The sequence below is a fragment of the Lacrimispora sp. genome (assembly GCF_046972725.1).
Lineage (GTDB): Bacteria > Bacillota > Clostridia > Lachnospirales > Lachnospiraceae > Lacrimispora.
The window spans coordinates 89,418-102,267 of the sequence record NZ_JBKVXF010000003.1 but is presented as its reverse complement, the minus strand read 5'-3'; the positions used below and the strand labels follow the sequence as shown (position 1 = coordinate 102,267).

Annotated in this window: 10 protein-coding genes; 1 reads left to right on the top strand and 9 read right to left on the bottom strand. The window is 35.1% G+C overall.

Annotated features, from left to right (window positions below; translation table 11 throughout):
• Positions 1 to 810: 810 nt before the first annotated feature.
• Entirely contained in the window at positions 811 to 1,284 is a 474-nt protein-coding gene (locus tag ACLTWA_RS12885; protein ID WP_412328272.1) for a cupin domain-containing protein, read from the top strand.
• Positions 1,285 to 1,868: 584 nt separating this feature from the next.
• Here ACLTWA_RS12885 and ACLTWA_RS12880 read toward each other — a convergent pair.
• The 9 genes from ACLTWA_RS12880 to ACLTWA_RS12840 form a co-directional block, all read right to left on the bottom strand.
• Entirely contained in the window at positions 1,869 to 2,753 is an 885-nt protein-coding gene (locus tag ACLTWA_RS12880; RefSeq protein WP_412328270.1) for a hypothetical protein, read from the bottom strand.
• Between the two features lie 1,415 nt (positions 2,754 to 4,168).
• Positions 4,169 to 5,155 carry a SagB/ThcOx family dehydrogenase gene (locus ACLTWA_RS12875; protein ID WP_412328269.1) on the bottom strand — a complete coding sequence of 329 codons (987 nt, stop codon included), beginning with the start codon at positions 5,153 to 5,155 and terminating at the stop codon, positions 4,169 to 4,171.
• A gap of 17 nt (positions 5,156 to 5,172) precedes the next feature.
• Positions 5,173 to 5,853 (bottom strand): thioesterase II family protein, encoded by a 681-nt coding sequence (locus ACLTWA_RS12870; protein ID WP_412328268.1) that lies wholly within the window; start codon positions 5,851 to 5,853, stop codon positions 5,173 to 5,175.
• Positions 5,850 to 6,524: a 4'-phosphopantetheinyl transferase family protein gene (locus ACLTWA_RS12865; protein WP_412328267.1), complete on the bottom strand. Its 675-nt coding sequence runs from the start codon at positions 6,522 to 6,524 to the stop codon at positions 5,850 to 5,852. Before ACLTWA_RS12865 ends, ACLTWA_RS12870 begins: the two co-directional genes overlap by 4 nt.
• A 4-nt stretch (positions 6,525 to 6,528) precedes the next feature.
• Positions 6,529 to 7,227, bottom strand: coding sequence for a thioesterase II family protein (locus ACLTWA_RS12860; RefSeq protein ID WP_412328266.1), 699 nt, complete (start codon positions 7,225 to 7,227; stop codon positions 6,529 to 6,531).
• Complete coding sequence (locus tag ACLTWA_RS12855; protein ID WP_412328265.1) at positions 7,214 to 9,721, bottom strand: PEP/pyruvate-binding domain-containing protein; 2,508 nt, start codon at positions 9,719 to 9,721, stop codon at positions 7,214 to 7,216. The genes ACLTWA_RS12860 and ACLTWA_RS12855 overlap by 14 nt, the downstream gene beginning before the upstream one ends.
• Positions 9,722 to 9,777: 56 nt before the next feature.
• Complete coding sequence (locus ACLTWA_RS12850) at positions 9,778 to 10,038, bottom strand: acyl carrier protein (protein WP_412328264.1); 261 nt, start codon at positions 10,036 to 10,038, stop codon at positions 9,778 to 9,780.
• A 37-nt stretch (positions 10,039 to 10,075) separates the two neighbouring features.
• Entirely contained in the window at positions 10,076 to 11,563 is a 1,488-nt protein-coding gene (locus tag ACLTWA_RS12845) for an AMP-binding protein (protein ID WP_412328262.1), read from the bottom strand.
• The gene (locus ACLTWA_RS12840) at positions 11,556 to 12,833 is read right to left on the bottom strand and encodes a hypothetical protein (RefSeq protein ID WP_412328260.1); all 1,278 of its coding nucleotides are present in this window, start codon (positions 12,831 to 12,833) and stop codon (positions 11,556 to 11,558) included. Before ACLTWA_RS12840 ends, ACLTWA_RS12845 begins: the two co-directional genes overlap by 8 nt.
• Between the last annotated feature and the right edge of the window lie 17 nt (positions 12,834 to 12,850).

Genomic DNA, 12,850 nt, shown 5'->3' with positions numbered 1-12,850 from the left:
CATCCTTCCAAGCTTTTAAAGTTTGGAGGGATTTTATATGTGCTGGTCTATAGTAATTCACCGCTGCACGTTTGCTGCAGTAATATCAGGATGGCGGGGTGAGGCGGATAACCGGTTCATGGGTGGCGTCTGGAGGCTCACGAGGCACCCAGATTCAGGGTATGTGTTGCCGCAGATAAAATGCTCTGCTTTACACTTGACCACCGGGGGGACAAACCTATCAAGGAATTCCTGTATTTGGATTTTTTTTGATAAACTTTTAGAATTGTTTTTTTGCATGAGAATACTCCTTGTAATTTTTAAATAGAAAAATGTCAGTAATAAGTAAAAACATGCAGTTATATAATGTTAAACCGTTAAAGGGAAGAACCTCATTTATCGATGGTTACCTTTCCACTTTATAGTTATTGCTGTGTTTGTTCGTGTGGCATTGACATCCTAAGATAATAATTAAGCTGTTCTTAAGGGAGACAATCATATGTGAAAATGGTTTAATATCCTGCTCTACGGCATATGCTTCCAGCACGTTAAGGTACTTTTGACGTTTTTCCCTTGCAATAGATATGGGTAAAAAACATGAGCCAACAGTTGATAGTTCATATTTGGCCGGGATATTATATTCTGCCCTTGTTATCTTCAATTGGGTAAATTCTTACAAGCTCTGCGTGTGTCCAGGCTGCAAACTGCATTACATCTTTTTAGGTTTCAAAATCCACCTTTTGCTCTTAATTTTAAATTCAGGCTTATATTTAAACATATTTTTTAACGTTTTTCATATAATTTATAAAATTTATATTTCTTAGAGGAAACATGTTTAATTACAATAACGATTCTTTAAACAGCATGGATAGCAGCCACTTTAGATCTCGGCCCTTACCGGCAACCGATTACGGGCCAAATCCGTTTACTATCGATATTAGTAAAGCCGCCATGAATAATGACACTTTTCGCACAGCCTTATGGACAGGTGACCATTTACAACTTACTTTAATGAGCATCCCGGCCGGTGATGAAATAGGATTAGAGATTCATCCGGATGACGACCAGTTTTTGTATATTGAATCCGGTCACGGGGTTGTTCAAATGGGAAACCAAAAGGATTGTTTGTATTTTCAACAGCCTGTCTTTGCTAACAGCGCAATTTTTATCCCTTCTGGAATCTGGCATAATATAATAAACATTGGTGAGATTCCTCTAAAATTATTCTCCATTTATGCACCTCCCCATCACCCCTGGGGCACTGTCCACCCAACGAGAGCAATTGCAGAAGCAAATCATTATTAATTATTGCCCGTCAGTTCTTTTAAAGGATTGGCGGGTTTTTGATATTTTTTAGTTTTATTTGATCTCAGTTTTATGAATTAATCATATTGACTTTTTTATATAGAAATTACCAGTCTCATTCTGATAGTTAGTAATTGCCTCTTTATATTTGACTGTTTTGTTCATAATCTTGCATTTCAAGAAAGTATATAAAATAATCAAGTTATGATCAGGGGCTAAAAATTTTATATTCTTTACACCTCATGGTCAGGGGCTTCCATGCAGACTAATTCCCTGAAGTTGGCAACTTCCATTTGGTTGCTTAAACGCTTTAAAACTGTTTTTTGGTTCGGGAAATTTTACTGATATTAAAGTAATAATAGAATGTTGTTCTGCTCTCATGCTTACTTCAATAGGAATAAATAAAATGTACATTCTGGAGCATATGTTGATAGACCAATATTAAACGCACAAAAGTGACTTTTGTAAGTCACTTTTGTGTAATGCAGTTACTTAATAACATACAAACTCATTTGAATTAAAACCGGTAATATTGGAAGATGTCTTTTTATACGTAAAAACATTGGGACTTTTGCATTATGAGATTATTTCAGGTATTTAAGGTAAGCTTTATTTTTTAGTGATGATAATAAAAACTCAAAATTGGTAGACTCTGTGTCAGGATTTTGAATAATGTTCTTAGAGGATAATGTTTGATCAAGTTTATATTCCTCAATACTGTACCCTCTTTTTTCAAGTATATTATATATCCGACTAATTCCTTCATTAAGAGTTTGTGTTAATCCATTTGTTGAATTAATAACTTTATCAATTTCAGCATAAATATTAGATGCTTTGGAATTAACTTCCCAATTAGCGTCTGATTTAATATATTTATTTTCCCCAAATACGTTATTCATTGTACGATTAAAAAAGTCACTCTTATATATGTCCCATTTGTTTATTTTTTTTATTCCATCTTCAAAATATTTATCGCGCTCTTGTTGCGTTTGAATTAATAAATTATTAATTTCATCCATAGTAAAACCATCTGGTATATCCTCAGTCCCATTTTGGATAGCGTAATATGTTTGAAGTTTATTATCAAAAGACTGAAGTTTTTCTTTAAAAGAACCCAACTCCTTTTCATGATCATGGGATAGCGCAGAAAGAAACTTAAGACTTCCTGCATAATAATAAAGTAGTTCCGAGGGTAATTTTTTCAAAGATTCAGAAGTTTCAATTTTTGAATACGTATCTCTGTTTAATTTTTCCGTATTTAATTGGACTACACGATCTGAAGCATTTTCTTGTTTTCTAATGGACTTATCTGCAACCTTGTTAAGTAAGTTGTTTAGTGGATTTTCTAAACCAATTTTTTTATGAAACGTATTTTTTTTATTTATCTGCTGAAAAATATTATATTGATTTGATATATTCATAATGCCATATTTACCTTTCTCATTATTTATAATACCAATTACCTTCAAGGTACATCAAATTACCTACTATTGGAACTTTGGTGTAACCAACTGAAAAGGTAATCTCTTCTGAGTAGGTTTTTCCTCCTGCTGTAACAACTACTCTTGTTGGGTAAAGGTAGTTTGTTTCTGTAGAAGAAAAACGGATATATTGAGTATATAGACCTGAATAATCACCTACAGCTCTGTGGTCATAATTTCCATCAATTAAGTATCCTGTATCATACCAAAATTGGGCTTAAGTTGGTTTGTATGAAAAATAACCATTACTATCTGTTAGTATAGTTTCGTTTATTCCTCGGCCTAATGTTAGTGGCATATTAATATTAACGCTTGCATTAGTTATTGGGGCTCCCGAAGGTGATAGTAATTGTCCTGAAACTTCAAAATTTACTCCATCTACAATTTTATCAGGTAAAGAAGATGGGAAGTTATGAGAACCAAAATGTTCAAATAAATAATCTGCTCCACCTTGGCTTGCATCTACATTTGTATTAAGTGCTTGGAAATTATCTACTCACCAAGCTGAGGTGCTTGTCGGTTCATATATGCCATTTATCTTTACCTCGGCTATAGAAGGAGATTCTACATTAACTGTAAGAATAGTCCAGTCTGACCATGTGTTCTTTGTATCACTGACTCGAAACCAAATTTCATAATTACCGACTTCTTTAAAAGATAAAACACAATTTGTTTGATTAAGTTGTTTCACATAATCACTTAGTGGTGTTGTTGAACCGTACTTAATTACCATTCCACCAATACTGTAATTTCTCTCTGATTTCAACTGTCAGGCGAACTTATGGCCGTTTCTGCGTTGCTTCATAATAATAGAAACTTCTAGGGATGTATAGGACTTTACACATTGTTGATACAGAGAATTTGTGAGCATTTGCCTTAATCACATCTACTTTCGTCCTAAAAATCAGCGCTGCCACCCTTGGTGTAAAATGTCGTTCTTCATCTTCAATTGTTTATTACGTTTACGTAGTTCAATTAATTCCTGCTATTCTGTGGAACGATTATTTTTCCCGTAGAAAGAACCAGAGGTGGCAGACTTCTTAAGACAATTATCAAAAAGTGAGGTAGCGATATCATGTTCACGGCAGATATCAAATTTTCTTTATCCATTTTAATACAACTGAATTAACTGTTGCTTAAAGTCATCTGTATAGGAACGGGACTTTTTCTTTCGATCATGGCAGTAACTCCATTTCTACTTTCTATTTTACATGACCTTAAAATTTTTGTCCAATATATTGTAGCCTAACCAAATTTTGTCACTCTCAAGGTAAGTACAATTATTCTTAATAAAATCAATAACCATATTTTTATCATCAAAATCATACTGAATAAAATCTAATCGCTTATATCTTTTCACATTATAAAACTCAGATAACAACTTAAGCCTGAATTATTCCGGCTCACATTAATTTTCCGATTTCTATCGTATGAAGATACTTCTGGTACGGTTCAAGTTCAAAATACTCCGATATTTTTGAAAACCTCATGTCTCCAATGGAACATGCACCCAGCCCCAGTTCATATGTCTGCATCTCAAGATATGCAGATGCAAATCCTGCATCAAGTATTGAATAATAATATGCCATATCCTGATATTTGGGCATTGAAACAGCGGCGTTAAAAAAGATATAAATTGAGAATGCAGAGGACTCATAAGTATCTTTATTAACTGCAAACTGGAATCCTCTATCAAGTAGTATCTTGCTATTTATCGTATAAAGTTTCCTTTCCACAGGATCAAATCGATATAAACCCTGAGGTATATTTTCAACTCTTCCCGCTTTTACAAGAAGATAAAAATCCAATGGATAAAGTCCACCAGCGCTCGGGTAGACATACTGTGCCGGTATTTGATTTTCTTTACCTTTTTTATTAAGCGGACATAATATTTCAAGACAACAACTGAAGGTATCCATATCTATTTCAGTCATATCAAAATTTCGCATGCTTTTTCTCGTCTTATAAATTGGATTGAGCTCAGCCTTTTTTAGTTTAATTATTCCTTCCTTCGAGTGTTCCGTAATTCTGAAGCTCTGCTCAAAACGATATTTTTCAACATTTTCTTTATTCATAAAAAATTGCTCATCTTTTTTTTCACCCTGACAGAATATAGCTGCTTGTCCTTGAAATATATCCACAGGTGATTGTATTTCAGAAACCAGTGCCCCTAGATCTTCCAGATCCTTTAAAACTCTTTTTAAAAACATAGGATTAGTTTGGGTTAATATTATCGTAAGCTTTTCATATGTAGTTCCATTCACGCATAATTCATAGAGTTCTGGAAAGAGCTCTGCTACTTCCAGAGAAAATGTCGTTCCATTTACGATCAATTTATCTTTTTCTTTCTTCCAGTTATAACTGGGTGCCCAGTATATACCCTTATTCATCTTATCACTCCTCTTTATTACTGAAGGTATAAATTTTTCTCTATAAAGTCAGCTGTTCTCTTGGGATCATCATAAAAATAAAAATGCCCTCCGTTAAACAGTTCCTTTTTAAATGTTCCGGTTATCTTGTTTGACCACTGTTCTACTGTTTTTGACTCGAAACTTTTATCTTTTTTTCCATACATCCAAATCATATCTGTCTCAATCTTCATGACTTTTTTCCTTGAATCATAGGAGTTCATAAGGTGAAAATCGCTCCTCAGCCTGGCAAGCAGTGTTTCAAGAAATCCGGCATCACTTAAAAGACGATTATCTGTTCCTCCCATAAAATGTAAGTATTCCATCAGGGCTTCGTCTGTATTAAATTCTTCTATACAAAACTCCGGTTTTGGGGAGGGTTCTCCAGAAATGAATACCTTAACTGGAGGATTGTCGTAAATATACTGCATCTGATATGCCACCTCATACGCTACATAGGCACCCATACTGTGCCCAAAAATCACATATTTTTCATCTTCTATAAATTTATAACATTGATTCAGGCAGTCTTTTACCATAGTCTTAAAATCTTTGCATTGGGTTTTTCCATCTCTTCCTTTATAATCACAGGTCATTGATTCTATATTATTCCAGTATTTTAACAATATATTGTAGCTGGCTTTCGTACCTCCAGCAAAAGGACATAAAAAAATTTTCACCCTGCCCCCTCCATTAATTTTATAATCTTTTCTATATCTGTCATACAAACCTTATTAAATACATGATATGATTTTTCACTACAAATGGAGAGAAATAAGTCACTCTGCCTTTTAGTTTCAATAAAAAGACCTGTTCTTTGATCTGACAAGATACCTGTTTTCCCTCCTAGTTCCAATTCCTTTAGATTACCCTGTAATCCTAGCGACTTATATTTAAGAACACTTTCCTTTTTGGTCCAGGCCGCCGTAAAATACTCATCTTTATCATTTTTATTTGTTAAACGCTTCCATTCGTTTATCTCAAGGCAGCCAAGCACTAGCTTGGCCATACCTTCCGTACATTCCGTGACTTTTTGAGCATCGATACCTATTTCATTTTCAGATATAGCGCAGGCAACAAAATTACCCGAATGTGTAAAGCTGAATTTTAATTTTATATCCTTTAAAATAGGTCTGTGATATTTTGTGTATTCAAACTGCACACGTATAAGTGAACCACTTATTTTGTGCAGTGCATAGACAAGAAGCCAGTATGCTACAAGTGACTGCCGTTGATGTTCTTTTTTTTTCATTTTTATTATCTTCATTTGCCGCTCCTGTGGCAAATAATGAAGCAGACTATCGAACAAATCATCCGGTAACTCATTTATTTCATTACAATAATAAATCATACTTCTATATCCAACCGCAGATATCCTTTCCCAATTCTTCTTCTTTACCAAAAATATAAAAATGATTCCCAGCATAAGTAGCTATGTCAAAATGCTCATTCTCTAATTTTGTCCATTCTTCCAATTTTTCCTCTTTAATCAAAGGATCCTCCAATCCATACAACACAATTAATTTTTTAAATGGCTTAGTCTGTTTGTGACATTCAATGTACGAATTAATTAGAAGAAAGTCATTTTTTATTATATTCATATACATCTTTTTCAAGGATTCCTTTTCTACTATTTCTCCGCGATTTTTATTAAGAACCTTTAAATAACGCATAATATTTTCATCATTCATTTTATTGACATCTATCTTCTTGAAATTTGGCGATGTGAGTCCGGATACAAAGAGTGCATTTACATTTTTACCTTCATTCATCATGTATTTAGCCACTTCTAAAGCAATATAGCTCCCCATACTATGCCCGAAAAAAATATAATTATCTGCCGGGAAATTCTTATATATATCTTGATGTATACTTTCGATTGCTGCTTTAAAATCAATAAATGCCGCTTCCTTTTGTCTTTCTCCCCTTCCCGCATATTCATAGACAGACGTTGATATCCCCGTATTTTCTTCTACTTTACGCGCAAGCTTAAAATACGAATATGCAAGCCCTCCCGCATGAGGAAAAAATATAATTTTTTTAACGCAAGACATTGACTACCCCCTTATCTCCATCTACTTCAACAAGAATACCGTCATATAGACGTTTTGTGGCATCTCCAGTTGCGAGTACAGCCGGAATACCAAATTCTCTCGCAACGATTGCGCTGTGAGAAAGCGGACCACCTGTATCTGAAACAACTGCCGATGCTATTAAAAAGAGAGGCGTCCACTCCGGGTCTGTATAGCGGCATACAAGAATTTCCCCTTCTTGAAGCTTATCAAATTCAAGAATTGACTGTATAATCCTTACCTTACCTGTTACTTTTCCTGAGTTACCTGAAACTCCGTTTAATACTGTAACGGTATGATCTTCTCTGTGAGCTTCCAGATTTTCCCACATGATCTGATTCTTTTTCCTGTTTACTTTTCTAAGTGCAATTTTATCTGCCATTGAATTTATCTGATTCGGATTTAAAGTACATATTTCTTTTTCCGTAAGATACAGTGCATCTTTATAGCTTAAAAGCCCCTTAAAGCTTCCGTCCATTAACCTTCTGAGAAGGATTCTACTGTATCCATAACAGGTTTCCAACAAATATAAACTTTCTTCTCGCAGAACATGATATCTGCGATTATTTTCTATCTTGGTTTTAAGTTTCGCAGCCTCTTTTACCGAAAGTTTGCTATCAATATCCCTTATAATTGAAATATATTTCGTTTCGTCCGATTCTATGGAAGATTCGGCTTTTACATATACATTCAAAAGCGAAAATAATGAGGCTTTATTTTCATTCCAGGAGGTTGTACTAAATGCAACATAGCTGTTATCCGACTTCCAGCCGAAATCATTTAGGAATGTATTTATTTCGACGCTAAACGCCTCTGATGCTATTTTCATCTCCTGTAGACAGGATTCAAAATCTTTAGTTGCCATTCCCTTATTAAATATTTCTTTAAGATTTGAATCATCTTTAATCAGCCTTGTGAGCTTTGCAAGCCCAGTATTCATATCCCTGGTCTTATAGGAAAGACCGCACATGAGATCGTAATTGCTAAGTTTTGGATCAACTTTATGAAGTGCTTTTTCCATAAATTCAGCTTGCAGTATATATGGGAAGATCGCATATCGAAATCTAGAATAGGAAAGGTTCTTTGCTATGTCAAGAAGCTTTGCAATTGTCTTTTGAATGCTCTCTTCGGGAACCTTATAAGGATCAATTCCAGCGAGTTCATTTTTTGCAATATCCAATGACTTTTTACTTTCGGCAATATTTAAGTCATAATCAAGGAATCCTTTTACTTGAAACGGAATTTTTACTACTGATAACTTATATTTTGGTTTTTTGACATTTGTTGTTATCAGCCCATTATCATCCATAAGAATCACATCATCTTGTACGATACCAAAGTCATTTAAAATAATTTGTTTCGCATTCATTACTGTCATAAGCGGTCCAAAATCTAAAGGATATGGAGTTATCGGACAATGCTCTATAAGATTATTCATTTGCATTCTGATGGCTTTTTTCTGTTTATCATTATTTGCTGCCTGCTCTGCTACCTCTGCCTGAGGCTTCAAATGTGTTTCCTCTCTTACATTAAGCGTGGTAACTGCTCTTGCCTGAAGTATGTAAAGTTTTCCGTTCTCATATGCCCATTCAATATCCATGGGCATTTTGTACATGTCTTCGATTTTTTTTGAAACATCTGAAAGCTCTATGATCTGCTCATCCGTCAGAGAATATCTCTTTCTTTTTTCCTCGGCTGTCTCAATAGTATCTGTCCCATTGTGCGCATTCATATATATGGATATCTGCTTAGAACCCAGTGTTTTCATTACTATTTCATTCTTGCTTTTACTATAGATAAATATATCTGGATTTACCTGTCCTGATACAATACTCTCTCCAAGTCCGTATGAAGCATTTATCATTATTTCATCGGAATTTCTTCTTACGGGATTCTCAGTGAAGCTTACACCGGAAACATCACTATTAATCATCTCCTGAACAATAACAGCAAGTGCGACATCCGTACTATTGAATCCCATTTTTTGACGGTATAAAACCGCTCTTGCATCGTAGAGAGAAGCGAAGCATTCTTTAATCTTATTAAGAAGTTCATCGATTCCACAAACTCCCAGATAGGTCTCCTGCTGTCCTGCAAAACTTGCTTCCTTAAGATCTTCAGCTGTTGCAGAGGAACGAACCGCCACTTTCTTTCCTTCAGGCAATTCGTTGTACAGACTCTCTATTTCAGCTCTTAAATCCCCGGGATAGCTTCCAGTTATTATTGCATTTTTCAAAGCTTCTATCTGTTGGCTTAACTCCGTTGTTTTATCATCTTTAGCCGCATTCACAACCCTGTCAATTTCATTTATTATATTGTTGTACTTCATAAACTGCCAGAATCCGTCACTATTTACACAGAATCCTCCTGGAACCCGAAATCCTCCTCTTAAAAGTTCTCCCAGGTTAGATGCCTTTCCGCCTCCGGTTTTGACATCATCTTTTTTCAGTTCCTGCAGCTTAGTCAAATATTTCATGCTTACCCTCCTTTTATACTTTTCCTAAAAACTTTTTATTATGTCTATTTATATATTTATATGTAAGAAAAATCATTGCTTTTTTGTAGTTTTAGTTTTTCATCAACTAGTGCGGCAATATCTTCGATTGTACTCTTCTCAAACAGCTCCTCTGTCGAGATCTCTACATTAAATTTTTCCTGAATATCCTCAAGTACTATATATGCTGTAAGTGAATTCCCCCCTAATTCAAAAAATGAAATATCAGTCTTTGTCTCTTCTGACTCAATATCCAGATTTTCACACACTATTTCTTTAATTTCTTTTATTATATTCATGATTTTCTCCTTATATCTATAAATTTACTTATATAACTCAAACTATATTTCTCAAAATTTTCCCTGAAATATTAATTGGAAACTCCTGTGCTCTAATAGAAGTTTTCTGTATCCTGCTGAAAACAGGCAGCGTTTTATTGATTTCTCTTGTGATGTTATCCGCTTCTACCTGTTCCATTCCTCTGGCACAATAAATTACAGCTGTAATTAAATCGCCGTCTGCCTTAACAATTACTTCACTCACCTGGGGAAAGGCTTTATATTTTTCTTCTATGTATTCTGGTGAAATATTTTCTCCTGAAGATGTGATTATAAGATTTTTTACTCTTCCGGTAAGGACTATCATATTTTTTTCATTCAAATATCCAATATCTCCAGTCTTAAACCAATCTCCGTCCCACATGTCTTTCCATTCTTCTTCGTTTTTATAGTAGCCCAAAGCTATTGTCGGCCCCTGGAGCTGTATTTCACCGTCTTTAATCCTCATTTTCAAAGACTCAACTAACATACCGTCTGCAAACGGATTATCAAATCCATTCTGATTAATACTTATTACTGGAGAAAGCTCTGTCATACCGTATCCCGGACGGCAGTTTATTTCATACTGAGCAAGCTTGAGTATTGACCTGTGATTGTTCTTTGCTCCTCCACACCCTATAGCACGTAACCTGCTTCCTGTTACAGATTCTTTTACCATCGCTTTCCTTGCACCTGGTATTTTATCTTCGACCCGAGAGAGCTTTGCCGCAAGTAAATCGACCATCATAGGTACCATAATGAGTACCGTTGGCTCTGTCCTATTAAAGCCTTTAAAGGCGGCTGCCGTATTCTTTTCAAATACAAGTTCAATGCCCAGATATGTTGCAAGCAATACTTCGACATTAAGTCCAAATACATGCGACGGCGGCAGCAGGCTCACAACCCTGTCATCGATGGTATAATCAGTTCCATTATGTAGATCAAAAACGTTTGTTACAAGATTTTTATGAGAAAGCATGACCCCTTTCATCTTTCCTGTTGTGCCTGATGTAAATGCAATAACAGCCATTGCTTCGGGTACGAGCTCCGATATAAATTCTTTTCCCAAATATTTTTGTATCACATTTGTGATACAAGTGACAGATTCATAGGTGCTAATCGCTTTAAGCTTTGAATTCATATGTTTTTCTATATGTTCAATTCGTAATACATTTATGTCATATACAACTGCAAAAGTCTCTGTCGATAAAAGAAGTTCGGCTATCATTTCATCTGGTAGAGCAGAGTTGATTATTACGGTTGTTTTTCCGCTTCCTATGCAGCCGAAAAATCCAACCAGGAATTTATAAGTAGTACTACATAGGAATGCAACCTTATCTCCTTTTATATTTTCTTGAATATATAAAGCCATTGCCTTGCTGTCTTTATATAGATCCATACGATCATGAGTCTCATCATTTTTTAAATCTATATACTGCTTGACACTTCTGTCTTTGTCTTTTGCAGCATCTTCAAGCAAATCCCATATGGTAAGTATATTATTCATGAATACTCTCCTTAACTCCAAAGATCCTGCTGCTTCTCATATTTTCAAAAAGCTTATTGCCGTTTTCACTCCATTTTTCCAGATTTACATCTTCCGGATAGCTTACAGCCTTTTGCATCCATTGATAACAGTACGTACAATATTTTGTCTGCCCTTTAGGAGGATCAACGTTTTCTGTCCAGCACGGCTTTTCTCTGCATGGATATCTTCCTAAAAAGTGATTTATAAATCCGTCCAGCTTTTGATTATCAACAATGACATTCGGCAGCTGAGTAAAGAATTTAATGTACTGATTAATGGATTTAGCATCCATCTTTCCCGATAAAATCTCCTCCAGAAAAGCCTTATTATCTATGTTTTTGTTTACCACATTTCCGGTATCCGCCCAGTTGAAAAGCTTTCGCAGATTTCCCTCATATTTTTCATCAAGGTATGCCTGTAGTACTTCTGAAAGAAATTCTGTACCTTTAGAACGCTCTACGAGCTTAATTATAAGATTATGATTGCCCGCTCTGTCGCAAAGTTCGTCATAATAATGTACATCTTCAGGACGGATCCAGTCTGAACATATAAGATGAGTTGGTTTAGTAACCTTACGGAAATAACAATTGATAATGTTATAATCTATGTATTTATCGTTGCCTTTTCCATCCTTTGCACTAGAATGAGAGACTCCACTTGCATGATGTATCGCAAATGGACAGTCATGGAGGCACGCATTGTTTGCAATTAGTCTGAATTTCACATGAGTATCCTTAAATGCCTTTAGTACATGTTCAAGCATCTCAAAATCACGGTTCATCGAGTGAGGGAGAGTAATCTCGTCAGCTCCAAGCGTAATCCAGTTATTAATTTGCTGTATTCCATTTACCATTGCATACAATCCAAGTGTTACCCACATATCCGGGTAATGTCTCTTAATGACCTCGCATAGGTACGGAGAGTTAACGGTAATCGCCGGGATTCCCATCTCTCGCAGTTCATCAATAAACATTAAAATCTCTCTGTGTGAATCACTTATTAGATCCTTATTTGCTATACAAAGTGGATTCATAAGATAATTAAATTTAATTCCAAGCTGATTGCATTTATTTACAATTGTTTGAAGTTCTTCTTTGGTTACCTCAGGAAGCGTAACAGAGGAACGTCCTCCTCCGATAATATCTTCCTTTAATTTGCCAAACATCGATGTCACTTGATGTTTTATATCATTTTTTTCTATATAATTTAAAAGTTCCATATCAAAATTCATTGCAAGATCGTAATTCATACTATTTTACCCCCATA

Bases quoted from the DNA above. Each gene is read 5' to 3' on its own strand.
- ACLTWA_RS12840 (WP_412328260.1), bottom strand. From the start codon at position 12,833: ATGAATTACGATCTTGCAATGAATTTTGATATGGAACTTTTAAATTAT.
- ACLTWA_RS12875 (WP_412328269.1), bottom strand. From the start codon at position 5,155: ATGAATAAGGGTATATACTGGGCACCCAGTTATAACTGGAAGAAAGAA.
- ACLTWA_RS12850 (WP_412328264.1), bottom strand. From the start codon at position 10,038: ATGAATATAATAAAAGAAATTAAAGAAATAGTGTGTGAAAATCTGGAT.
- ACLTWA_RS12855 (WP_412328265.1), bottom strand. From the start codon at position 9,721: ATGAAATATTTGACTAAGCTGCAGGAACTGAAAAAAGATGATGTCAAA.
- ACLTWA_RS12865 (WP_412328267.1), bottom strand. From the start codon at position 6,524: ATGATTTATTATTGTAATGAAATAAATGAGTTACCGGATGATTTGTTC.
- ACLTWA_RS12885 (WP_412328272.1), top strand. From the start codon at position 811: ATGTTTAATTACAATAACGATTCTTTAAACAGCATGGATAGCAGCCAC.
- ACLTWA_RS12845 (WP_412328262.1), bottom strand. From the start codon at position 11,563: ATGAATAATATACTTACCATATGGGATTTGCTTGAAGATGCTGCAAAA.
- ACLTWA_RS12860 (WP_412328266.1), bottom strand. From the start codon at position 7,227: ATGTCTTGCGTTAAAAAAATTATATTTTTTCCTCATGCGGGAGGGCTT.